The following is a 25,310-nucleotide window of genomic DNA, read 5'->3' as shown; positions in this document are numbered from 1 at the left end:
ATATTATCGGATAAATGCTTTGTTATATTGAACAGAACTAAATATCGAGTTTTTCAATAGTTTTTAATAGTTCTTCAATAAAGCCTTCTTCATCTAATCCTGTTAATAAACCAACAGCATTTATACAAGGAAGCTGATAAGTCCCTTTTAAGGGACTGGTGTGAACAATAATATCCCATTTTCCTGAAGTTAATTGACCATCAACCCCACCAGGATTGACTTCTACTGTTTTAGCCTTATACCCATTCACTTCAAGAATATCTTTAACCTTCTCTGCAACCATAGAGCTTGTTACTGTTCCAGAACCACATACAGAGATTACATTAATATTTTTCATAAACATGCTTCCTTTTTATTTATTCATCAACTACAAAATACCTTCACGGGGAACGACATTAAATGCTTTAGCTAAACTTTTAAGTTGTTCAGTTGTAATAGATTGTTTAATACCCGTAGTAACCGAGGCGGATTGTAAATAAATATCAGCCGCTTTATCTACAGTTTCAACCAACCCAAAAGCATCATCCATACTAGTGCCAGCACCCATAATTCCATGATGAGCCCAAATTACCACCCGACAATATTCCATTCTACGTGCTGATTCCCAACCAAGTTCAACTGTACCGGCAATCATCCAAGGCACGATTGAGACGCCATCCGGAAAGACGATCAAACATTCTGTTATTTGTTGCCATAATGTTTTAGTGAATTTTGATTCATCCAAATCATGTACAAATGTCATAGCAATGGTTGATGTTGCATGGGTATGGAAAATGACACGATGTTCAGGATCAACACTTAATCGTGTTGCATGACATTTTAGATGCGATGCAAGTTCGCTCGTAGGATTTCCACCATTAATCAGTCCCCAAAGTTTTTGGTATTTTGTTCCATCATCAGATATTTTAATGATAACTAAAGTATCGGCAGGATTGGTAATTGCATTACGAAAATATTTTCCTGACCCAGAAACTAAAAATATTCTATTTTTTAATTCTGGAATGGGAATTGGCATAACGGATTCCGAAATAATTTTTGATGTATCCAAGTATGGTGCAACTTCTTCTTCTTTTAATAAATAACTGATATTACCACCATTTCTTTCAGCCCAACCTTTTTGCCATAATTTGTATGTAATATCACACATTTCACGTATAAATGGTGCTGTTTCAATATTATGTTTGATCATAGAATTTACCTCATAAGTCTATATTTAGTGAAAAGAATTGATAAATTTCTTCAATATCAGTTAAAGATTGAAGTTTATTTATAGTTGTTTTTTGACTACATAGCCGCATTAGTTTTTGCAATAGCTCGACTTGATTTGCACCATTTGTGACACCCAGTGCAAAAATCCAAGTGACATCTACTTTTTTATCAGTACTGCCCATTTCAATAAATGTCAGAGGGGAATTTAATTTCGTTATATCAATAAAAGGTTTTTTAATGTGTTGAGGGTCAGTATGTGGAATTGCAATATTTATTGTGGAAGTAACTAAACCCGTTGGATAGATATTTTCTCTGCTGATAATGTTAGATAAATAACTTTCTTCAACATATCCTTGTGTAGATAACCTTTGATTAAGTTCCGAAAAAAATGCTTCCTGACAATCATAGTGTTGCTTAAATTGTATTAAAGACTTGTGCAAAAATTGGTCTGCAATAGACATGGTATCTCAATCCCCTATAGTATTTATTAAATAAAAACAATACTTTAATTCTTATAAACTCTTTATAAGAAGCATTTATTTAGGTATTAAGATTAATATATAGAATAAATATTTCATTAAACTCATGGACAAGTTTTTATTTATATTGTCCAAGTTTTAAATAGGTAAGTGATGAGGTTCACAAAATATGAAAAAGGTTCAATATTGCAAAGTTAAAATTTATATTCGCTTACCTCCCGACATTTGTATGGTGCGAGGTGAAACGCCAAATTCTTTCTTGAAACAGGTAGCAAAATAGGATTGATCTTCAAAGCCATTTGCCATGGCAACGGAAATGACCGACTCATTTGTATATAACAATTGATAATAGGCATTAAACAATCTTAATTTTGTGACAAAACGCTGTGGTGAAAGATTGATATCTTTATCTAAATAACGATGTAGAGTCCGAATTGGAACGGAAAATTGTTCGGATAGTGCATTCCAGTTAATATTCTCGTCAAAATTATAGAGTAGCCAGCGTATTAACCGTAAAAAACGGCGTTCGCTACTATTTTCCTGATTATAGTGATAACTACAATGCCTTAAATTAACTAAAAAACGTAAAAATAGACTCTCTTGTTCAATATAAGTTTTTTTTGCACTCGCGATCAGTTTATTTAAAGACATTTCAATCGTATTTACACTATTTTTATCTAAAAAACGATGGATATGGAATGAGGCAAACTGTTTTGGGATTAAAGCTTCAAATCCTTTTATTAAAACAAAATAGGAAGATGGTAAGTATAAAATACTAATTGCCTCTAAATTTTCTGTATGTTCATAGATATGTAAATCAGTGGATTGAGTAAAAAATAACATTCCAGGATAAATTGGGTAAGGTTTGCCGTTAACAACATGCAAACCAATTCCTTTTTTTATTAAAGTAATTTTACTAAATTCAGAATTGATTGAATATGCTTTCGGTAATCGAGATGTTATAACAATATTTTGGTGTTCGGAAACAAAGAAATCTTGATAAGAGTTAAAGCTATTATTTATTATCATTATTAAATATAAAAAATCAAAACTTCGTTCTATATTATAAAAGTTTGTTGCCAAAATCATTATAATTTAGCACTAAAAAGTTATTATTTTAATTAATGATTGAAATAATTCACTTATTATTGTAATTAAACACGACTTAGCATTAGAAGAATAATTGTAACGCATAGAAGATTCAAACCCAAAATTGCAAGTATATTGCTATCAAACTTTAGTAACAACTAACCCAATTATTTAAGTGTGCTACTGGTAAGTCATTGAAAAAATCTATCAAAAAAAATAACATAAAACTATTAGGTTACATTACATATTATAGATACGGGTATTTTATAAGCTAATCTAATGGTAAAATTTTGATTGGAACAGATAATGAAAAAGTAAATAATGAAATAAGTAATTTGCTAAATCAACTTGATATTATTTAATATTAAATGTTTATTATATGCTAATTAATAAAAAGAACTAAAATTGAAGATTCCGAGCAAATCTAAAGAAACGAAAAAATTTCGTTTGAAATAGATGGAAGCCATTAATGAAGAATTAGAAGATATTGCACTAAAAAATAAACGAGCAAAGTTGCCTTTGAAAACAATATCTGAATGACTCTGCTTAGCTGTAAATGATTTTTTAATAAAACACAATAAATCTTCATTTAATATTAGTCAACGTTGCAAGGGGTTTAAATGAAAAAAGTTTTAGTATTGATTATGGCTATGTTTTTATTATGATGTAATGAAAAGACCTAAACGGTAGAAGATTTCAAAAATAACAAAGATCTATTAGATGAATACAATAAAAAATGTAAAAATGGGTAATTAGGCAGCTTTAGTCTTACCTATATAAATGCTGCTGAATCAACTTTTTCATTAAGAACAGGAACACCACCAAAAAGCCCCCCCACGCTTGGGATTAATTTTATCAACTATTGTTTAATATTTAGTATTTGTTAAAGATATTGTTTAACAGTTGATAAAGCTATTATAACTATTTATTAAGGGAATGATTACTAATGAAAAAAATAAATTTATTTTTTTGGATGCTATCAATTATATATTTTATTTTATCTGGAACATGCTTTGCTAATACAAAAGTTATTCATGTTGTTGTCGCATTATGTGATAACAAATATCAAATGATAGCTCCAGTTCCTGAAAAAATAGGTAATGGACAGGATCCTCAAAATAATTTGTATTGGGGGGCTGCATATGGATTTAAAACCTATTTTGCAAAGCATAAAGAGTGGCAAATTTTAAAAATCCACAAACCGACCAATGCAAAAATATTAGAAGAAATCGTTTATAAGCATCGTAGTAAAGATGTCTATCTTATTGCTCAAGCTTATGATGGATACTATATTAGTGATGCAGTAAGTGATTTTATTGATTATTCATCGGGTAATAAACAACAATCATTTTCTTATGATAATAAAAAAATTATGGCCGGGGGTAAAGCGGATTTGGTGGTTTATATCGGTCATAATTATTTGATGGAATTGTCATGGCATAAATTACTACCCGATAGTTGGCGTTGGAATACCTTATCAAAAGAACAACAAGAACAACAAAAATCACGCTATGCAGCGGTTTTTGCTTGCAAGAGCCAACAATATTTTTCATCACCTTTGTCGCGTTTAGGTATAACACCGTTAATTTTAACTCGGCATAATATGGCTCCTGAAGCTTATAGCGTTTATGCTATGATTGAAAGCTGGTTAAAGGGTGAATCAAAAGCTAATATCCGGTTAAATGTTGCTTCTGCATATAGTAAATATCAAAAATTAAGTAAGCCTGCGTTACAAATGTTTACCACCGAATATAGTGAGTAATTATTGAAATCAATTTAAAAGTTATTATCGTTATAGTATAGATGTTACATTATTTATCTAACCATTAACTGTCAATTATTAAAGTTAATTTCGTCAGTTTGAGCAATGTTTTTGATTAATGCGGATATATTATCCGTGCTTAAATTAAGTATGTTTAATATGCCTTTTTAAAACCTTGCAAGATAGGAGATTTATTTGGTTGTCGCCACTTATAAAAGAATTTGTATTATTGGCTAATGTTATCGCTTTACAAGCTTTTGAGCTATTTAAGTTAACTGTATAACCTTGTTTGTAGCTAGTCGGTTATGTGTTTATGTGGTGGCTGAGGAGCGAAATGGCAATTGTTTGTCTGATCTCGGCATTATCATGGCAGATCATGCAATCATTAAGCATGTAGTGACTCAGTTAAATCAAATATCATAAACTTTTACTGAGGTGGCTGTATGCGATTATGATCTAAGACTTAAAACATTATTGATAAGAATAAAAGAAGCGCTAAATTTAGAGATGATTCTAGCGGTTTATTTAAACTCAGCTGGGGTTATATCGCTCATAATCACAACGAAATATCTTCATTTTTTGTGCAAAGCTAAAACATAATAAGCTATTAATTTTTTATTATTAAGAAAATAAGTTGCTATTTTATGCATAAGGGGGGATTAATGTTTTAGCTTCGGTAACAAATTCCATCAAGGAATAAAAATGCGCTACTTTGCATATGAAAGACATCTATTACTTCTAGTAATATGTTCAGCCTTTAATTTAAAGATATTTCACAAAATTTTTTGGTGATACAAATACTTTTTTAATATCTATAAAGATTTTAAAAAAATCCGCATCATAGATATTTATGCAAGTTCATTTTATTCAAAAATAAAGTTGCATTGGGTAATCATTTGAAAAATTTTAGTAAAATTCCCTTTATTATGAATTCAAGATTCACAAGGATAGTTCATGCCTTTTTCAATAAGAATAAAGGTTTCGTCAAGTACATCATAGAATGAAGCGCGGTCTTTATGCTCTTTCCATATATCATAAGTAGCACTATACACATACTCTAATAAAGTTGATAATATCGTTGGTCTAACATCATATAAATAATCTACTCCCATTTTTTTTGCTATTAGTTCTGTAAGAAGCTGCTTTTTAGCTTTTAATATTTCATGATTCTTTGCGCGGATTGATGGATGGTTTCGGATCAAATCTCTAAGTGTTTTAAAACGATTTGGATCAATGCCATAAGCTCCTTGTTCACAAGATCTTGTTACATTTACCGATGCTTTTCTCATTGCTAGTAAAATAGGTTCATTTGCTGGTCGAGATTCTAATGCTGTGATAATTTCATCATATTCAACTAATTGATAATCCAACACAACATCCTCCTTACTTGAAAAATAACGGAAAAACGTCCTAGGAGATACATCAACAAGGTTTGCAATATCGTTTATCGTAGTATTATCAAACCCTTTTTGTACAAATAATTTAAATGCAGCTTCAACCAGCTCTTCACGCATTTTAATTTTTTTTCTTTCTCGAAGTGAGTCATTTAATTTCGTCACGTATTAATGCTCCGTTAATAAATAAGTTGCGTATTACAGTTTATAATTTATACCTTGTCGACTCACCAGCTTATAGTATAAAACCAGATTAGATATGTAAGCAAATATAGTTCACTAATTTCTTGTCAATCACAAGTACTTTGCATATACTTTATTTTATGTCATCAAATGACATTTTACATAAAGAGAAATGTTTCATTTTATGACAACTTGTATGATTAGCTATTCTACGAGCCTTTATAAATCACAATTTCGATTGTTAACATAATTAAAAGAGGGCATTTTTTATATAGAATTTATATCTTTTAACGTTAAGAATTCATTTAAAAAAGTCGTTGTTACGTATTTAATTCTGTTAGATGGGATGACTAAAGAGCAAAGCGTATTTTTAGTTTTTTAAGGAGAGAGAAGAGAATGGTTTATGAAGAAAAAGTCATTCCTGATGAAATTTATCACTTTTACTCGGAATTCTATCCTATTAGGGCTCATATAAAAGGCCATGGAGTGATTAGTTGAAATAAATAAAGGCATCCAACTAATGAAAAAACAAGTATTAAATAACAAAAATTTTTCATCGATGCAATTTCATCTGATTTAGTTTTAACTCCTAAAGGTACCAAAATTCAAAAAAATAAGCTCACTATTCTTAGTGACAATCAACCATTACAACACAAACTTTATCAGTTTAAGGAATGAATTATGATAGATAGAAATGAAGCGTGTTCTTTTGTAAACACAAAAGCGGATAACAAAGCATGGTTTGGTTTAATGACTATATTAGCGTTAGTTCTTTTAGTTTCAATGGATGGCTCTATACTGTATTTGGCTATGCCCAAAATTACATCATCAATTTTACCTACAGCTGATCAGTCATTATGGATCTTAGATATTTATGGACTTATTGTTGGTTCTTTATTAGTAACGTTCGGAAATATAGGTGATCATTACGGTAGGCTAAAATTAATCATATTTGGTTCAATAACTTTTGGTATTGGTTCACTTTGTGCAGCATTTTCTTCTAATCCAGGAATGTTAATTATCAGTCGAGCAATTATGGGGCTAGGAGGTGCTACATTATTGCCATCCGGACTTGCCATTCTCAGTAATTTATTTTTAAATCCAAAACAGTTAGCACAAGCAATTGGAATATTTGCAGCTACTTTTGCGGCGGGATTTGCTATTGGACCAATTATAGGCGGATTTCTTCTTAGTAAATTTGATTGGGGTGTGGTTTTTTTTATTAATCTGCCGATCATTATCTTGTTTTTAATTTTTTCACCTATTTATCTGAAAGAAGTTAAACAATTAAACTATGGAAAGATCGACATATTAAGTTTAGTTTTATCGTTTGTAGGGATTTTATTTTTTACTTATTCGATAAAAAGCGCTGCAGCTTATGGTATATCAACTTTACAAATCACAATTGGTTTGATTGGTATTATAAGTTTAATTTGGTTTATCACAAGACAACATCATATTAAATATCCTTTATTAAATATATCCTTATTTAAAGATCGTGTTTTTTCAATTGCGATTGTTACTGGTTTATTATCCTTGGTTGTATGGTCAGCTTCAGGTTATTTGACGGGTATCTATCTTCAATCTGTTCTAGGATTTGACGTTTTTACCGCTGCATTATTTGCTCTACCGGCTGCATTGGTATTAATCATAACATGTATCGTTACCAATAAAGTTGCTGATCGTATTGGCAAAAAAACTTCACTCATTATGACTCATTTACTAATTAGTTTAGGGGCAGCAACGCTATTATTTACCAATACAGCACACGGAGCCATAGCTGTAATAGTTTCATCAATTATAGCGGGTGTTGGATATGGTTTATCTTTTAGTCTGGTTGCTGAAATAGCTGTTTCAGCAGTACCTTCAAAAAATGCAGGTGCTGCTGCTTCTTTAGCTGAAACAAGTAATGAAATAGGAAATGCTTTGGGAATTACGATCTTGGGTTCTTTAGCTGCATTTTTCTTCAGAATTTCTGGCCCCCAAATTGCTGGAACATTAAATGAAACGCTTGATTATCCCAATTTAGCAATTGCATTAATAAATCAGGCAAAAGAAGCCTTTGTTGAAGGAATGCACATTGCCATTGGTGTGGCAAGTACGCTAACTTTTATTGTCGCTATACTAGCAATTTGCTGGATTCCTAAATCAGTTGCCAAATAAACCTTTAGTGTAATTATGCTTTGCTCCATATGATATCAACAACATAAGAAAATATTCAGCGATTACGGCTATTGGCGAGATTATAAATATTTCGAAGCCCTATCTATAAATAAGTAGCAATAAAATATTGCCACGATATAAAACTGTAATTTCTGAATAATATCGCTAAAGATTCAATTTTATTTCTAATCATGGGTATTGCTATTAGAAAATCCATTAAAGGAGGGAGCAAAATTTGCTAAACTTGCTTTTGATAGCAGTGACTATTTTTTTTAAAAATTAGGCGGTGCTTTTATTTACCAGCAGGCTCAACAAAAAACAAATATAATATTTAAAAGGGAAAAAAGTTATTTTTAATTATTAGTCATACTGCAATTTAAGTGGGAATATTGCGTGTTATTACAATATCCTCGGAGCTTGAATTTATGCTCTATAAATTGATAGATAGACAGTAAATGTTATTATGATTAATTGTACTATTATTATTGGATTTATAGAATCATATGTTAATTGGAAGATTATAAAGAAGTACTTTTTATAAATATAGAATATATAACTCTCATCATTTGTTTGATACGTAATTTTTTTAGAATCTATTCAAAAAAGCTATTAAAACTTATTCACTACAATAAGTTTGATTTAAGATATATATCGTCAATGTTTTTCAATGAAAAGCTAAATTGTAACGCTATTTTTGTATAATGACTTTTATTTCCAATTTATTATTTAACTTAATTTAAGTTAATTTTTTTGCAAAATAATCAATGAATACTTTAAGTTTGATCGATTTTTTATAAGCCGAAGGATAAAGAAAGCAAAACTTCCAATTATTTTCTTGTTTATAATCTGGTAAAATTTCAATTAATTCATTCTGTTGTAGTTCCTCTTGTACAGAAAAATTAAAGAGCTGAACTATGCCGCCATCATTTAATGCTAAAAATTTAGTTGATTGGATACTATCAAAAATTTGTATTTGACTATTGTTGATAGTATCTTTAATGGTGTCTTTGTTCAAGGATACCCATTGAAATCGCTTGTTATTTTGACTTAAACTAAAATTGATACATTTATGATATTTCAATTCAGAAGGGCAAGTAATCATGCCATTTTTAGCAAGGTAATTTGGGCTAGCGTAGAGCCCAGTTGTTGCATTAAATAAGTTTTTTTTGATTAGAAATGCTTCTAGTTTGGTATTTTCTCGTATAAGCCTAACAGATAGATCATATTCTTCAGCAACAAAATCAATATTTCTATTAGTGATATAAAAATCAAGTTTCAAATAAGGATACTCTTCGGAAAAATTAGCTAGAAAAGGCGAGATTTTATAGTTGAAAAAAGTCTCTGGTACACTAATTTTTAATTTACCACCGATAGTATTTTTTTCTGTTTTTATAAAATGTTCAGCGTTATTTAACATATCTAATATTTCGGAACATTTTTTATAATAGATACGCCCCTCTCGTGTTAATTTGACTTGCCGTGTTGTACGTGAAAATAAATCAAATCCGATTTTATCTTCAAGTCTTCTAATTGAACGGCTGACAGCAGCAGGAGTAATATTTAAATATTCAGCAGTAACTGAAAAATTTTCATTCTCTGCTGCAATTAAAAATAATTCAAGACTAGCGATATGCATATTCTTTAGCTGCTTTTTCACTGGATTGCCTTCATAAATCTAAAATAACTACCACAATATTCTATAATTTCGATTAAATGAACTCAAGTTAAACAAAAATCAAGATGTTATCTATTATTTATTTGCTAATCTCATGAAATAATTATTAAAAATAAGTGCAATAATAGTGATTGTTGAACCAATTACCTCGAAATATGAAAGACAATGACCTTGATATATGCCAATAATGAAAGAAAACACAGGTACTAAATTTACAAATAAAATACCATTGATAGCACCAAGACCATTGATTCCAGCATTCCAAGTGACGATTACTAATGTTGTGATAACAAGTATAAAAATATCAAAGCTGCAGGTGATGAATGCTTTTGAACTTGGTGGGCTGGCTATATTTAAATAAGATACTATTAAAGTAATAACAATAATACTTAACACGCCAAGAGAAGAACTTAATGCCGTCACTCTTAACGCACTCCAATTATGCTTTTTAAGCATTGTATTTGCAAAATAGGTATAAATAACCCAGCAAGTTGTAGCAGCTAACAGCATTAGGTCACCAACGACGCTTGATAATACTATCAGATGATTAAAATCCCCATTCGTAATAACTAAAACAATTCCTACAAAAGCTAATAAGGTACATAATATTGTTTTAATATTTGGTATGTTTTGATTAAGGATAGATGATAAAATCATGGATAACATTGGCATTAATGCTAATATGATTGTTGCATGTTCGGCAGAAGAGAACCCAATGCCAATGAAAGTCAGAAAGTTTAAGCCAGCAAAACCTATTGTTCCAAAAAGCCATAATTGGAAAGTTTTACCCTCCGTTTTATAACTTTTTTTACCTTCTATAATAAACAAAACAAAGTTTACCAGAATGGCACCGAGAATATAACGAATAAACGTAAGATAATAGCCATCTATGCCTGAAGATACTGCATGTTTTGAAGCGGGGTACATAACCCCCCAGCCAAATACAGTGATTAATAAATATAATGTGTATTTACCGTTTTCTATTCTAATGTTTTTCATAACAGTCAGCCTTTTTCACTTATAATTATTTTATTGACTTTTATAATCTTTTTAGAACAAAAGAGCATTATATAATGAGTAATATCATTTATTACAAAAGGTAATAAATGTGTTGATTGTCATAATAGTTTTTTTTTATTTTTAAATAAGGCAATTAGGTGACTTTGAAATGAAGTATTGTGTTGATAAAGAAATGGCTATGCAAGTAGTCAGTTATTTTTATGAAAATAAAAATTTTGATAAAACTTTAGAATGGGAATTTTTATAGTTTAGAGAAATACTATCAAAGTAAAATTAATTACCTGCATATCAATATAGAAGATTGATCCTCGCCCAAAAAATAGATTGATGGACCCTATAAATAAATTAGTGTATTTGTCTATATTTGAACTACTCTAATGAGAAAAAATAGGTAGATATAAATGGACGAAAAAAGACTAAGAGAAATGGCCGCAGAGCTCGCCAAAGGCATAAAAACTCAGGAAGATTTAGGTAAATTAACGGGCTTTATGAATAAGTTGGTGATTGAGACGGCTTTAAATGAAGAAATGGCACAGCATCTAGGTCATGAAAAACATCAGAAAAAACGAGGTAGCAATACTCGTAATGGTTATAGTAAAAATACCGTTATAAGTGATGATGGCGAGTTAGAGCTTGCCATTCCACGAGATAGAGAAAGCAGTTTTGAACCTCAGCTAGTTAAAAAGCATCAAACACGCATCGATAAAATTAATCATCAAATTCTCTTTTTGTATGCCAAAGGTATGACGACAAGGGAAATTACCAACACATTCAAAGAGATGTATGATGTTGATATCTCTCCGACTCTGATTTCTAAAGTGACAGATTCAGTAAAAGAGCAAGTGGTCGAATGGCAAAATCGTCCGCTTGAGAATCTGTATCCAATTATTTATTTGGACTGCATTGCGGTCAAAGTGAAACAAGATGGAAGTATCATCAATAAATCCGTTTTTCTTGCGCTAGCCATCAATGTGGAAGGTAAAAAGGAACTGCTTGGCTTATGGATGGCAGAAAATGAAGGTGCCAAATTCTGGTTGTCAGTACTCACAGAACTTAAAAATCGAGGTGTCGAAGATATCTTAATTGCTTGTATAGATGGATTAAAGGGCTTTCCAGATGCGATTAATACGGTGTATCTGGATACTAAAATTCAACGCTGTATCATCCATATGGTGCGCAGTAGTCTGAAATTGGTGAGTTGGAAAGATTACAAAGAACTAACCAAAGATTTAAAGATGATTTATCAGGCTCCAACCGAAGAACAGGCATTACAGGCACTCGCTCATTTTGAGGAGATTTGGGATGATAAGTACCCGTATATTGGTCAATCCTGGCGCAGACAGTGGGAAAACCTCAGCACCTTCTTTGTTTATCCTCAGGATATTCGCAAAGCGATTTATACCACCAATGCAATAGAGTCTTTGAATAGTGTTATTCGTCATGCTATCAAGAAAAAAAGGTATTCCCGACCGATGACTCAGTTAAAATGGTCATCTACTTAGCGATACAACAAGCATCTAAAAAATGGACTATGCCTATTCAAAACTGGAAGAGTGCGATAAATCGATTTATTATAGAATTTGGTGACAGAATGACTCGTCACCTCTAACTGGCAAATACACAAAATCTAGGATAGGGTCCTTCGCCAACCTGAATTTTATTGTTTATATCACATAGCTATCTTAAAAAATTTTTATAGAATATTGTAGAGCTTTTTTGTTGGCGTTGAAGTACAGGACTAATTTTGATTAAATTAATATTATTTTTAATCAAGTTCAAAGCTAGGTTTTGAGTATCACAAATTATTTATTTGCTAACTATTCTAGCTTCCCTTTTAATGAAACCGGTTATGAAAGTACCGCCTACTATATTCGCACAAGCTATTTTAAAAATTATTTAAAATAACAGTATTTACAGCTTTGTCTTTTCCTAAAATATTAACCGCAGCTTCAACATCACTATTAACTATAGTCTTTGTACCTATTTGTTAACCTATCCAATAAATATTTATCTCAAGTAAAGTCATATTTATTACTCCTTCTTTTTATCATTAAAAAATGCTAACCAATAAATTGGCCACTGGTTTTTAGATAGTAGATTGTTAACAGCATAGGCTATTATTACCAGAGAGATGGAGCCTGAAAGCACGGGAAACAATAAAAAACTGAAATCGTAATTAACCTGACTTGCTGTTAATAATATAACCAACGGATTCGCACCTGCTGGTGGATGTACACATCTTAAGAATTGCATTGCTGCAATAGCACAACCCACCGCTAAAGCAGTAATAAAAATTGAATCACCAAATAATTTCAAAAATATAAGACCAATAAATGCAGATATAAGATGCCCAAAAATTACATTCCTTGGTTGTGCAAGAGGAGACTGAGAAACAGCAAATAAGATAACACATGAAGCTCCAAACGGAGCCATAATAAAATAGCTACTAGAATAGATAGTCAGATATTCCAGAGTTAAAATTGCCAAAGTTCCGCCTAACAGTCCTTGAAATAAATCAAGTAATTTAGGTCTATTAGGTAGTTTTTCACTACCCCAAAGAAAGAATTTCATTAATTGTTTTCCTTATAAGTTATAATATATGAATAGAAAATATGAACAGATCTGTACACAAAATTGATAGTAGTACAGATCTGTTCACTTTGCAATTTATTTAGGTGATTTATTTTGAAAAAAACAGATGAATTAATTATTAAGACAGCAGAAAAACTGTTTTATCGAACTGGTTTTTCTAGTGTAGGAGTAGATGATATTAGGGATATATCAGGATGTTCTAAAACTACTTTATACAATCACTTTGGAAGCAAAGATAAACTTATCGTAGAAGTGTTGAAACATAGAGACTCAATATTTCGTTCAAAACTTGAGGATTCTATCAAAGGACTCAATGGAAAAAATGCTATTTTGGAAATATTTAAATGGCATAAAAAATGGTTTTCTGAAGTGGATTATAATGGCTGTTTATTCATGCGAGCAGTTGAGGAAATGCGTGAAACCTTGCCTTGCGTATCAGATATACTTATGGAGCATAAAGAATTTGTTAGACATCTAATTTATTCAAAACTTGAAGATTATTCATATAAAGAGTCTTTGACAAATAAACTGATGGTGATTCTTGAAGGATTAATTAATATTAGTGTAGTGTATAAAAATGATAGGGATCTTAATGAGCAGATTGAACAAGATACCATTAATTTAATGGCAGAGTTGTTGAATAGGAATTAAGTATACAAATTAAAAATGTTTAATTGAAAGTAACTGTCAAATCAGAAAAATAATAATTTTCGAATTCACTTAGTGCATTGTGTGAAATGAGGGATACTGATCAAAGTTATAAAGCCGCATTGAAATCGTTAATTCGTCGTCGAGCAGCATCGTTGTATCAACATTTAGGACTTGAACATAATACTGATGAAAATAGTGTCGATTATTATACCTTAATTGATCTCGAACATATTTGTCGTGAACTTTATGATGATAAGTTTGCTAAATGGATCTTAAAAAATAAAAATCCATCTGAAATGTTATTTAGAATTGCTGATGAAGCTGGTGTAGTTTTATTACCAGGTAAAGGGTTTGCAGTGCAACATCCATCTGCTCGGGCTTCATTAGCTAACTTAAATGAATATCAATATGCGGCAATTGGTTTATCTATGCGTAAACTTGCACAAGAGTATTATGCAGAGTATCAAGGTAAAGCTAATAAAAAATAGATAATCATACTGATTAACTTATCAACTCTACTATCAAACCCTAGTTTATCTAGGGTTTTTTATTGTGATTTTATTTAATAATTTAAGAATAGTGTATTGGTTTTTATTATTAATTTATGCTAGTAACAAAATAAAAAGCTTAAGGAATTTTCTGGATAAATTTATGATCTAAGGTTAATAAAAATAGAAACTATCGTTAGTTTAAGTTATCAATATTATTGATAACCTTGTAGTTTAGGTTCTACCAGGGATACAAGATAAATCTGATAAACTTATTTAAAACAGCTAAATAATTTTATTGGTTAATTAAATTAGATTATTATTTAAAAATTATATATAAAAAAGTAACACCCATTATTAAGTTATAAATAATGTATAAGGATGTATTATGAATACTAACCATCTATCAGCAGCAATGTCTAAAAGTATCAATCACGTCAATCAAGAAGCTATAGAAAACAAAAGAATCGTTGGTTCTGTTGTTATAGTGGCTAAAAATGGAGAAATTATCTATCAGCAAGCTTGTGGTTATGCTAATCGTGAACAAAAAATACCTATGCATACTGACTCGCTATTTTTATTGTCATCTGTTACGAAGCCAATAGTGACAGCTGCTGCATTATGTTTAGTAGAAAAAGGATTACTTAATTTACAATCGCCGGTTACCGATTATCTTCCTAGCTTCACTCCTAAGCTTGACAGTGGTGAGCAACCGATTATAACTTTACATCATTTACTGACTCATAGTGCTGGGTTGAAGTATCGATTTGATGAACCTAATGGTAAAGGTAATTATAATTCTTTGCAGATTTCTGATGGTTTTGATCAAATTGCTATCAGCTTGGAAGAGAATCTTAAGCGCTTATCTCAAACTACACTTATTTACCAACCAGGGACGAGTTGGTGTTATTCATTAGCACTAGATGTATTAGGAGCAGTAATAGAAGCGGCCACAAAGCAATCATTAGCAAGTGTCATCAAAACTCTAATAACCGAACCTTTAAACATGCCACACACTGGTTTTACTATATCTGAAAGCAGTCTATTGGTAACTCATTATTATGATGCCACTCCAGAGCCCTTACCAATGCCAAGTCCATATTTTATGCATTTAGGTGCGGAATGGAATAATGGAATTTTATCTTATGATCCTAAACGGATATACAATAATAATGCTTACCAATCTGGTGGCGCAGGTATGGTTGGCAATGCGTGTGAGTTTATACAATTTTTGTTAGCATTAACCGCAAAAAATAATCCAATAAGCGAACAAAAATTAATGGATAAAATGGCTAAATGTTATATTAGTAGTGACTTTGCTACTCAAGGTCCAGGTTGGGGATTTGGTTATGGCGGTGCGGTACTTGATAATCCAGCTATAGCTCAAACACCTCAAGGTGAAGGCACAATAGAGTGGGTTGGTGTGTACGGACATGATTGGTTTTACGACCCTCAACAAGATTTAGCAGTTGTTATTTTTACTAATACAGCGATAGAAGGAATGTCAGGCCTATACCCCAAAAAAATCAAAGAGGCGGTATATCGTTGTATTTAAAGTAATAGCTAACAAAATCGATAACTACATTTATTATTCTAAGTTAATATAATATTAAAAGTTCTGTTCTATCGTAATGAATTGATTAATAAATTGTTCTTATTGAGATTAGCTATAGTATCGTTTCTAACATTAGCTAACAACAGCACTGGTACTTTGTTAATGGTGAGTTATATTCTTTGGAAACAGAAGCTCTGATTATCATCGACACTAAAATCGATGTCTCATATCAATTTTAGAATGTAACAGAGCATGATGTTACTGAAACTATTTCCTTCACCTGTTTCAAATGGACAAAGTGAAAGTGATTTTGCCTATCCGACGATCTGCTTAATAATTTTTAAGTTTGGTTAATGGTATAAATATTAAACCTAACAGTCACCACAGCATTAATGTCATATGGCGTTACACGACCAATATTCCTAAACACTTCGACTTTCAGTAGCCATTGATTTAAAACAAGCAATGCTACGACTTGCCTAAACAATTTAGTTATATTTTTACAATTGGTACCAACTGATTAATACTGATTGGATAAATTACATTAACTATTGAAAGAGATACAGGTGAATTGATTTTCCCTTGTTGAGAATTATTTATACAAAAATCAATGAAAATCGATACCCAATTATCAGACAAATAAGGTAGTGTAATTAATTTATTAATTTAGCATTAGTATTTTCTCGTTGTTGATAACGACAAGATGAGTTAACTTGATAGTATCGATCAATTCAAAACTTGATTATAAACATATAAATAATTTGCTATTCACTATTATTGTCATGATAATAATATGAAAATATAAAATAGCTGAAAATATATAAAATATGCGAATTTTTATTACAATTTTGCTCTCAATTGAATACCTTTTAATTTTTTTTCGACTTGGTCAAAATAGAAACCTTATACTTAGCGATCAAAATGTAACTACAGGTTTAATTATCATTTTATTTATTTTTAATGCAATTATCGGGTTATGTTACTTACTAATCAAATCCAATAAAAAGACAAGTGACTACATAACAATTACAATGTTATTTACAATTATCTTTTTTATCCCGATAAATAACTTAATCATAGAAAATAAAAAGCAAAATTATAGGCAGCAAAAAAAAGCACATGAAGAGGAATTACTTGGCGATACTTTAAAACCTTTTTATGAAGATAAAGGAACATTAGATGAAAGACGGATTCAAAATCTAAGAGAGAATTTCGCTAAAGGTTATGCAACAAACGGTGGTAAATTTTATTATGGTAGTGCTAATTATGACAAACCAATTTGTCATAAATTTAAACACTCTTTTGTTACCGATGACCAAATGTACATTATTTTAAGTTGTCAAAATCCGGATAACAGCATATTAAGTTATGCGCTAGCTACTCAAAAAGGTAATTCCTCATTTGTTAATCCTTGGAATGGTGGAAGATTAGATCACTATGAAGATTATTTAGTTTCAGAATATCCTTATATCAATTTACTCGATGATAATGATTATACTATTATCTATAAAGATCCTGTTGATGGAACTAGATATGGCAAATATTATGACCAACTATATGTTCTACCAATGTTAGACAAGAATGAAAATGAACTAAAATCCCATATTAGTGATCGTATTATTGAATTTCAAAAACAACATACTCATCAATTCCCTAATGATAAAGTGATTAAATTAGCTTACTATTTACTTGGTTCAAATCAATGCCAATCAGTAGATGATGTCAGCTTATTTGGCGATGATAATTTGATAATGAAATGTAATCAAAAATCTTTTACCGTCAATTATGAAAAACTTTATCAATCAGTCCCTGTTCCATCTTTAATGATTCCATTAGAAGTATTGGGTGATAATCATGATCAGCAAGACTGTTTAATTTGTGCTTGTTCAAAAACAGGTCAGGTACAATTGGAAGAAGCGTCTGATTTTGATGCATCAGCTCTAAAAGAGAGAATTGCTGAACAATGTCAAAATGATAACCAATGGCCTTATAATAAGTGCGTTGGTATTTATTATGAGAGTTTATTAAAAACCGATTTTGGCAATTACTTAAGAGCATCTATCGTCCATGTAAAAGAGGGGACTAAAGTGGCTCAATGTATTGTGGAAGTGTCAGAAAAGAAGTTTACAGAAATACAAACTGGACTGAAAACGAATGGTAACCTGCGTAAAGCTAATTAGTTTAATTGCTAGATGGTATATTGAATAGTATTTTTATTTTATCTTGTTGGGTTTTGATTGGTATTTAGGAAAGATGGCGGAAGGGCTAACTTATCAAAATTATTTTTATACGATTGATTTAAAATCATATTTTAAATAAAAAATAAATCTGCACCCGTTTTAGTATCCGTTCACTGTCTGTACCTTAACTGATCTAAACAGAAACTAGCATACATATATTTTATTTTTTAACAAATGTAGTATAGCAAAGTTTACTTATTTTTAGCTGGTATCTGTAGTTAATTTTTCAGCATATTTTGAACAATAAATAAAACATTCCTTTTGACATGAATATGAAAATTTTTCATACACCTTTGCATAGATATCTGTCAGTATTTTTTGCATTTTAATTGTTCTAATTAGCTGCAATGCAGCAAAAGAACATAAATGTTAATAATCTAATCATTTAATATTATCTAACTCATTATTTCTTAAATTCTTCAGCACTAGCACGAATTTATTTTCAAAGATTCCAAAGTAATCTTCTAAAAGATTAGCCTGATCAGCCCCTGCCTTTTTAATAATTAACTCATCAATCTTAAGATAGGGTAATAATTTATAAAGTTTATTTGCTGCGTAGAAACTCTGATTTAAGCTTATAATTTCATAAACAACCATGCTGGTTGTTACATTCGATAATACTAATGGTAGATTTGTTTTGGTAAAAACAATGGAAACAACAAATTATAATCATATTGCTAGCAACACATATTATGTTGTCATTCCAGCGCACGCAACATTTAGTGTTAGTATGCACGAGAGCGATAAACATCATAAAACGGGCATTCCCGATATCATTACGCTTATGACATTAAAAAAATAAAAAAAACGCTTTAGTAGCGGTTTTTTATTATCTGGAGAAATTAAAATTATGGCAAAAATTTCGGGAGTTTTAACCGACGGTGCAGGTCAAGTTATTAATTAAACTTATTTAATTTTTTATAATAACCACATGCAATTACAAATTTTTGGTCACAAGATTTTTTAAACCATTCTTTTGCAATAGATAAATTTTTAGGTACTCCTTTGCCAAAATAATACATTACGCCTAAGTTGTGTTGAGCATATAAATTACCTTGCTCTGCGGATAATTTATAATAATTTATAGCCTTCTCATAATCTGTAATTGTACTGTTGCCATCAGAATATATCTTACCTAACTTATTTTGAGCTTCTGCGTCTCCGTTGTTTGCTTTCTTAATTAACTCATCAATATCATAAGAATAAACACTAAACGAAAATAAGATAAAAAATATCGCTATTATTTTTTTCATGGTTGATCTCAATAATTAATAAGATGATTATTAAATCATATCCAGTTAAAAGATTCATCTTCAATCTTCAACTTAACATACTCTACCGCATCTTGATACGATTCAAAAATTCCGATTTTGTTTAATCCGTTATTCCGATAAAAGCACTACCAGTCATTGTGTATATCGAGAGAGAGGAAAAATCAAATACGAATCAATTTCGCAATCGTAAATTGAATCGGTGTCAGGGTCGGTTAGTATGTAAATTGTTTTGTGTAGTTTATTGTGATCATGTTATGAAAGATTAGTTAGTTTTATTCATCATAACTAATAATTTTCTTGAGTGTGAATTGAAGTGAAAAGCTGGAAAGCGGATCGCAGAAATTTGCTAAAAATGGTATGAGTTTTACCCCAGCAAAAAAATTGATGATGATTTTCACTGTACGTAAAACAGGTATTTTAGGGAAAATAGATATGTGAGAAATATATTCTAACTGTATATTCTAAGTGATATATTTGGGAAGAGAGTTATTTATTGAGTTTTGAATTGTAACTATTTGATTAATCTTTAGGAAAGATGGCGGAAGCGCAGAGATTCGAACTCTGGGAGGGTCGCCCCTCGCCGGTTTTCAAGACCGGTGCTTTCAACCGCTCAGCCACACTTCCGCAATGGCTGTGAATATTAAAGTAGACTTGGTAATTTGTAAATAGCTTTTTTTATTTTTTTTATTGTTTGCTTTAAATTTCATCAAATATAGTAAAAAATACTGTTTTTTATAATAGTTAACGATGCTCAATAATATTTAATTCTGTATAATGTTCTTAATTTTATTATTGTCGGATCACTATGTTAGAGTTAAATGGTAAAGTGATTGCCACTGATAAAGATGGCTATTTAAAAAATTGGCAGGACTGGACGCCAGAATTAATTCATCAAATTGCAAGAAATGAAGCGATAGCATTAACGGATGCCCATTTAGAAGTTATTAATTTTGTAAGAAGTTTTTATTTGGAATATAAAACCTCACCAGCGATTAGAGCTTTGGTTAAAGCAATGGAAAAGAAACTAGGAGCAGAAAAGGGAAATAGTCGTTATTTATATAAACTTTTCCCTGCTGGTCCAGCTAAACAAGCAACAAAATTAGCTGGGCTACCTAAACCAGTAAAATGTATTTAAAGGTACTTCAATGTTGTTAAAATGGCGGTTATCAGTATTATTGATCATAATTTTGTGTTATTTACAACATTCTTTGTGGTTTGGTAAAAATAATCTATTTGATTACTGGCAAAATCGCGATATTGTTAATCAGTTAACCCAGGAAAATGATCAACTAAAAATGCGTAATGAGCATATGTTCGCTGAAGTTGCTGATCTTTACCAAGGTTCGCAAGCGGTTGAAGAAAGGGCAAGAAATCATTTAGGTATGATTAAGCCAGATGAACATTTTTATCGCATTGTTACTGAGTCCGTTCCATCAAGATGATCACTATGATTAAATCAAATGAAGATAATATAGTTGCGCTGGTACCTGCAGCGGGAATCGGTGCTAGAATGAATAGTCCAATAGCTAAGCAATATATTAAAATTGGTGCATTAACGATTTTAGAGTACACGTTAAATAATTTATTGGCTTTCCCTTTAATTGAAAAAATTGTGGTTGTACTGCATCCAAATGATAATCAATTTCATTTGTTACCTATTTCGCAGCATGCAAAAATTCAGATAACCTATGGTGGTGAAAATCGTGCTGATTCGGTTCTTGCTGGTTTAATGTTATTAGAAAATGATGATTGGGTTTTAGTTCATGATGCTGCACGTCCATGTGTAAATCATGCCGATATTTCGAATCTTATTAAACAAACATTACGAGAGCGTAAAGGCGGTATTTTGGCTACCAGAGTGACAGATACTATAAAAAAAGCATCATGTTATGATATGAATTATATTGAACAAACTTGTGATCGACGTTTATTATGGGCGGCAGCAACGCCCCAGATGTTTAATGTTAAGCAATTAAGAGAAAATTTAGCTTTTGCGCTTAAACAAGGATTAACAATTACCGATGAAGCATCAGCGATGGAGTTAGCGGGGATTCAACCTAGATTGGTTGAGTGTCGACGTGATAATATTAAAATCACCCGTATGGAAGATTTGGCATTAGCAAAATTCTTTTTGCAAGAACAAGGTTTTTATCAAGAATCATAACTTTTAAATTAAAAAGAAGAGAGTAGGTGATGAGAATAGGTCATGGTTTCGATGTGCACAAGTTTGGTGGGCAGGGTCCATTAACATTAGGTGGGGTGAAAATACCTTATGAATTTGGTTTTATTGCTCATTCTGATGGTGATGTAGTATTACATGCTATTACTGATGCTTTACTTGGTGCTTTAGCGTTAGGTGATATCGGTCAACTCTTTCCTGATACCGATAACCAATATAAAGGTATTGATAGTCGGATTTTATTAAGAAAAGCATTTGAAATTGTAAGGTCTAAAGGATACCAATTAGTAAATTTGGACGCGACTATCATTGCACAAGAGCCAAAAATGAAATCGCACATTCCTCAAATGCGTATAAATATAGCTGAAGATTTAAGCGCACATTATGAACAAATTAGTGTTAAAGCCACAACGACAGAACAGCTTGGTTTTACCGGCAGAAAAGAAGGGATTGCTTGTGAAGCAGTGGTCTTACTGACTAAAATCAATCACTAATAACTGTATAATATTATGGTAGACAAATTGGAACATCTTAATTATCTAAATGGTAAACCCCAAGTTACGGGGGTTTATAAACAATGTAACCAAGACTTCATTGTTAAGGAAGATCTAGGTTATGAGCTCGATGGTGAAGGAGAGCATGTTTTTGTTGAAATTCGTAAAGAAGATTGTAATACTTTATTTGTTGCAGAACAATTAGCCAAGTATGCCAATATTTCAACCAAATTAGTCGGTTATGCTGGATTAAAAGATCGTAATGCAGTGACGACTCAATATTTCGGCTTACACATTCCAGGTAAGCTAACACCTGATTTTTTTCAATTTCAGATTGCGGGCTGTGATGTTTTATCAGTGACCCGACACAAAAAGAAGTTGCGTATCGGTGGCCTAAAAGGCAATTTCTTCTCATTGCGATTAAAAGAAATTAGTGATAAATATGCACTTGAAGAACGATTACAAACTGTTCAAAAATGCGGTGTGCCTAATTATTTTGGGGAACAACGTTTTGGCCGTGATGATCACAATTTAACTCAAGCGACACTTTGGGCAAATAATGAGATTGTAGTTAAGGATCGAAAGAAGCGTAGCTTCTATTTATCGGCGGCACGTAGTGCAATATTTAATGGCCTAGTCAGCCAAAGAATAAAGAGTGATATTTTTAACACAGTGCTTAATGGTGATGTGTTACAACTTGCCGAACGTGGCAGTTGGTTTCTGGCAACAGTTGCTGAATTAGAATGCTTACAACAACGTGTTAATTCTGGTGAATTAAATATTACTGCGCCAATGTTGGGTGATAAACAATTAAATACCGCAGATGAAGCTCTCGCTTTCGAGACAACCTACATTACTCAGCATTGGTCACCATTATTGCCATTATTCAAAAAAGAACGATTGGAAACGCTGCGACGTGCAATAATCTTAAGACCAAAAAATCTTGAATGGCAGTGGTTAGATGATACAACAATCACCATTGATTTTTGGCTTCCTGCGGGATGTTATGCAACAAGTGTATTACGTGAATTAATCGCTTAATTCAATAACAAGGAATTGATCTGATGTTTAACTTAAAAGTGCAATCATTGATTGAACAGCTTATACAACTTGGTATTCGTGACGAAATGGTATTAAGAGCAATCGCCGCTATACCTCGTGAGCATTTTATCGATGAAGCACTTTCTCATCAGGCTTATGATAATCGTTCATTACCTATTGGTGTAGGACAAACAATATCTCAGCCTTATATCGTTGCTAAAATGACAGAACTATTAAATTTAAAACCTTCCTCAAAAGTTTTGGAGATAGGGACCGGTTCAGGTTATCAAACGGCAGTATTGGCTTATTTGGTAGAACATGTTTGTTCTATTGAACGGATTAAGAGTTTACAGTGGCAAGCAAAACGACGCTTAAAACAACTTGATATTCATAATGTTTCAACTCGCCATGGTGACGGTTGGTTAGGGTGGCCTGAGCGTGCACCTTATGATGGTATTATTGTTACGGCTGCTGCTACAGAAATTCCACAGGAGTTAATTCTTCAACTGGCCGATAAGGGTCGTTTAGTTATTCCTGTTGGACAACATCAACAATCACTACAACTTATTGAAAGAAATCAAGAACAATTTACCATTAAAATCATTGAAGCCGTTAATTTTGTACCCTTGGTAAAAGGTGAATTAGTATAATAACAAGTTTATTTACATTGAGAATTCATCCTACTTTTTGATATGTAATATCATTTGTCAAATTAAATCTAAAGAAATATGAAAAAATCACGGTATATAACGAATAGCATTTTGTTACAATGTTCATCATTTCGTTTGGCAAATAATACACTTTAAATATTGATGGGTTTATACTAGCATGACTATTAACAAATTTTTTATAAGGATAATCAATCATGCTTTATGGATTTGATATTGGTGGAACAAAAATAGAGTTGGCTGTGTTTGATCAGGATCTCAATCAGTTATGGACTAAGCGAATTGATACGCCTCAATCAAGTTATCAAGCATTTTTAGATGCAATGATTTCTTTGATTAATGAAGCAGATCAACGATTTAAAATAAAAGGTCAAATTGGTATTGGTATTCCTGGTATCATTAATGATCAAGAAAAAACAGTATATACCACAAATATTGAAGCTGTTAAAAATCAGCCTTTAATGGCGGATTTAGAACGTGCAGTTGATCGCCCGATATTTATGAATAATGATGCTAATTGTTTCGCCCTTTCTGAAGCTTATCATAAAGATTTTTTACAATATAACAATGTATTAGGCGTGATTTTAGGTACAGGACTAGGTGGCGGTATTATTATTAATCACCAAGTGATTAATGGAGCTAATGGTTGTGGTGGTGAGATTGGTCACCTTAATTTATCGGTTAATATGCTCAATATATTGGGAAAAGATATTCCTTTGACGCAATGTGGTTGTGGCTTAAAAGGATGCTGTGAACGTTATCTTTCTGGTACAGGTTTTGAGTGGCTGTATCATTATTATTTTCATAAATCATTAAAGGCTAAGACAATTATCGAACATTATTATCAAGGAGATGCAAACGCTGAACAACACATTGATCGTTATTTGGAGTTATTAGCCGCCTATTTAGTTAATGTTATGGTAATTGTTGATCCGCAGCTAATCGTTTTGGGGGGCGGTTTATCTAATTTTGAACTGATTTATCAGGAAGTGCCAAAGCGCATATCGAAATATCTATTACCGCAAATGACGATACCTCGTATTGAAAAGGCGAGATTTGGCGATGCAGGAGGCGCGAGAGGTGCAGCATTACTAAGTTTGGCAAAAGATCCTCTTAATGAGCATACTATTTCATAAGAATAAGTTAGGGTAACA

22 protein-coding genes, 1 tRNA gene and 2 pseudogenes are annotated in these 25,310 nt (G+C 31.5%); 15 read left to right on the top strand and 10 right to left on the bottom strand.

Going from position 1 to position 25,310, the window contains the following annotated elements; translation table 11 throughout:
* Positions 1–37 precede the first annotated feature (37 nt).
* The 4 genes from FcAc13_RS07290 to FcAc13_RS07275 all read right to left on the bottom strand — a co-directional run bounded on the left by FcAc13_RS07290 (position 38) and on the right by FcAc13_RS07275 (position 2,717).
* Positions 38–337: a PTS sugar transporter subunit IIB gene (locus FcAc13_RS07290; protein WP_187755554.1), complete on the bottom strand. Its 300-nt coding sequence runs from the start codon at positions 335–337 to the stop codon at positions 38–40.
* A gap of 30 nt (positions 338–367) precedes the next feature.
* A complete protein-coding gene (gene rhaD, locus FcAc13_RS07285) occupies positions 368–1,189 on the bottom strand; it encodes a rhamnulose-1-phosphate aldolase (RefSeq protein WP_187755553.1) in 822 nt (273 codons plus the stop codon).
* 10 nt (positions 1,190–1,199) lie between these two features.
* Positions 1,200–1,670, bottom strand: a complete 471-nt coding sequence (locus FcAc13_RS07280; RefSeq protein WP_187755552.1) for a PTS sugar transporter subunit IIA — start codon at positions 1,668–1,670, stop codon at positions 1,200–1,202.
* Between the two features lie 219 nt (positions 1,671–1,889).
* The gene (locus FcAc13_RS07275; protein WP_187755551.1) at positions 1,890–2,717 is read right to left on the bottom strand and encodes a helix-turn-helix domain-containing protein; all 828 of its coding nucleotides are present in this window, start codon (positions 2,715–2,717) and stop codon (positions 1,890–1,892) included.
* 1,006 nt (positions 2,718–3,723) lie between these two features.
* Here FcAc13_RS07275 and FcAc13_RS07270 point away from each other — a divergent pair.
* Positions 3,724–4,539, top strand: a complete 816-nt coding sequence (locus FcAc13_RS07270; RefSeq protein WP_187755550.1) for a hypothetical protein — start codon at positions 3,724–3,726, stop codon at positions 4,537–4,539.
* Positions 4,540–5,471: 932 nt separating this feature from the next.
* On the opposite strand, the gene FcAc13_RS07265 is transcribed toward FcAc13_RS07270, so the two are convergent.
* Positions 5,472–6,098, bottom strand: a complete 627-nt coding sequence (locus FcAc13_RS07265; protein ID WP_220679029.1) for a TetR/AcrR family transcriptional regulator — start codon at positions 6,096–6,098, stop codon at positions 5,472–5,474.
* Positions 6,099–6,797: 699 nt separating this feature from the next.
* Between FcAc13_RS07265 and FcAc13_RS07260 the strand changes: the two genes are divergently transcribed.
* Positions 6,798–8,279: an MFS transporter gene (locus FcAc13_RS07260; protein WP_187755549.1), complete on the top strand. Its 1,482-nt coding sequence runs from the start codon at positions 6,798–6,800 to the stop codon at positions 8,277–8,279.
* A 736-nt stretch (positions 8,280–9,015) separates the two neighbouring features.
* On the opposite strand, the gene FcAc13_RS07255 is transcribed toward FcAc13_RS07260, so the two are convergent.
* Both FcAc13_RS07255 and FcAc13_RS07250 read right to left on the bottom strand, forming a co-directional pair.
* On the bottom strand, positions 9,016–9,936 hold the full coding sequence (locus tag FcAc13_RS07255; protein ID WP_187755548.1) for a LysR family transcriptional regulator: 921 nt from the start codon (positions 9,934–9,936) through the stop codon (positions 9,016–9,018).
* A 93-nt stretch (positions 9,937–10,029) separates the two neighbouring features.
* Positions 10,030–10,953 (bottom strand): DMT family transporter, encoded by a 924-nt coding sequence (locus tag FcAc13_RS07250; protein ID WP_187755547.1) that lies wholly within the window; start codon positions 10,951–10,953, stop codon positions 10,030–10,032.
* A 422-nt stretch (positions 10,954–11,375) separates the two neighbouring features.
* Here FcAc13_RS07250 and FcAc13_RS07245 point away from each other — a divergent pair.
* A pseudogene (locus FcAc13_RS07245) lies at positions 11,376–12,583 on the top strand (IS256 family transposase).
* A 422-nt stretch (positions 12,584–13,005) separates the two neighbouring features.
* Here FcAc13_RS07245 and FcAc13_RS07240 read toward each other — a convergent pair.
* Positions 13,006–13,545 (bottom strand): HPP family protein, encoded by a 540-nt coding sequence (locus FcAc13_RS07240; RefSeq protein WP_187755546.1) that lies wholly within the window; start codon positions 13,543–13,545, stop codon positions 13,006–13,008.
* Positions 13,546–13,659: 114 nt separating this feature from the next.
* On the opposite strand from FcAc13_RS07240, the gene FcAc13_RS07235 reads away from it, so the two are divergent.
* The 5 genes and pseudogenes from FcAc13_RS07235 (at position 13,660) to FcAc13_RS07215 (ending at position 19,302) form a co-directional block, all read left to right on the top strand.
* A complete protein-coding gene (locus FcAc13_RS07235; RefSeq protein WP_187755545.1) occupies positions 13,660–14,217 on the top strand; it encodes a TetR/AcrR family transcriptional regulator in 558 nt (185 codons plus the stop codon).
* A gap of 68 nt (positions 14,218–14,285) precedes the next feature.
* Positions 14,286–14,705: pseudogene (locus FcAc13_RS07230) on the top strand (bifunctional aspartate transaminase/aspartate 4-decarboxylase); the annotation flags it as partial.
* A gap of 388 nt (positions 14,706–15,093) precedes the next feature.
* Positions 15,094–16,260, top strand: coding sequence for a serine hydrolase domain-containing protein (locus FcAc13_RS07225; protein WP_187755543.1), 1,167 nt, complete (start codon positions 15,094–15,096; stop codon positions 16,258–16,260).
* A gap of 1,031 nt (positions 16,261–17,291) precedes the next feature.
* Positions 17,292–18,440 carry a hypothetical protein gene (locus FcAc13_RS07220; RefSeq protein ID WP_187755542.1) on the top strand — a complete coding sequence of 383 codons (1,149 nt, stop codon included), beginning with the start codon at positions 17,292–17,294 and terminating at the stop codon, positions 18,438–18,440.
* 709 nt (positions 18,441–19,149) lie between these two features.
* On the top strand, positions 19,150–19,302 hold the full coding sequence (locus tag FcAc13_RS07215; protein ID WP_187755541.1) for a hypothetical protein: 153 nt from the start codon (positions 19,150–19,152) through the stop codon (positions 19,300–19,302).
* Between the two features lie 94 nt (positions 19,303–19,396).
* On the opposite strand, the gene FcAc13_RS07210 is transcribed toward FcAc13_RS07215, so the two are convergent.
* Both FcAc13_RS07210 and FcAc13_RS07205 read right to left on the bottom strand, forming a co-directional pair.
* Entirely contained in the window at positions 19,397–19,753 is a 357-nt protein-coding gene (locus FcAc13_RS07210) for a tetratricopeptide repeat protein (RefSeq protein WP_187755540.1), read from the bottom strand.
* A gap of 557 nt (positions 19,754–20,310) precedes the next feature.
* Positions 20,311–20,398, bottom strand: a tRNA-Ser gene (locus tag FcAc13_RS07205).
* Positions 20,399–20,579: 181 nt separating this feature from the next.
* On the opposite strand from FcAc13_RS07205, the gene FcAc13_RS07200 reads away from it, so the two are divergent.
* The 7 genes from FcAc13_RS07200 (at position 20,580) to nagK (ending at position 25,292) form a co-directional block, all read left to right on the top strand.
* The gene (locus FcAc13_RS07200; RefSeq protein ID WP_187755539.1) at positions 20,580–20,909 is read left to right on the top strand and encodes a TusE/DsrC/DsvC family sulfur relay protein; all 330 of its coding nucleotides are present in this window, start codon (positions 20,580–20,582) and stop codon (positions 20,907–20,909) included.
* Positions 20,910–20,919: 10 nt separating this feature from the next.
* On the top strand, positions 20,920–21,216 hold the full coding sequence (ftsB, locus tag FcAc13_RS07195) for a cell division protein FtsB (RefSeq protein ID WP_187755538.1): 297 nt from the start codon (positions 20,920–20,922) through the stop codon (positions 21,214–21,216).
* A 5-nt stretch (positions 21,217–21,221) separates the two neighbouring features.
* Entirely contained in the window at positions 21,222–21,938 is a 717-nt protein-coding gene (ispD, locus tag FcAc13_RS07190; protein ID WP_220679026.1) for a 2-C-methyl-D-erythritol 4-phosphate cytidylyltransferase, read from the top strand.
* Positions 21,939–21,967: 29 nt separating this feature from the next.
* Positions 21,968–22,447, top strand: a complete 480-nt coding sequence (gene ispF, locus FcAc13_RS07185; RefSeq protein WP_187755536.1) for a 2-C-methyl-D-erythritol 2,4-cyclodiphosphate synthase — start codon at positions 21,968–21,970, stop codon at positions 22,445–22,447.
* 15 nt (positions 22,448–22,462) lie between these two features.
* Positions 22,463–23,488 (top strand): tRNA pseudouridine(13) synthase TruD, encoded by a 1,026-nt coding sequence (gene truD, locus FcAc13_RS07180; protein WP_187755535.1) that lies wholly within the window; start codon positions 22,463–22,465, stop codon positions 23,486–23,488.
* A 23-nt stretch (positions 23,489–23,511) separates the two neighbouring features.
* Positions 23,512–24,138, top strand: a complete 627-nt coding sequence (locus FcAc13_RS07175; RefSeq protein WP_187755534.1) for a protein-L-isoaspartate(D-aspartate) O-methyltransferase — start codon at positions 23,512–23,514, stop codon at positions 24,136–24,138.
* A 215-nt stretch (positions 24,139–24,353) separates the two neighbouring features.
* A complete protein-coding gene (gene nagK / locus FcAc13_RS07170; RefSeq protein ID WP_187755533.1) occupies positions 24,354–25,292 on the top strand; it encodes an N-acetylglucosamine kinase in 939 nt (312 codons plus the stop codon).
* Positions 25,293–25,310 lie beyond the last annotated feature (18 nt).

The organism is Frischella japonica (assembly GCF_014489845.1).
Lineage (GTDB): Bacteria > Pseudomonadota > Gammaproteobacteria > Enterobacterales > Orbaceae > Frischella > Frischella japonica.
This window is presented reverse-complemented; position numbering and strand designations above follow the sequence as displayed.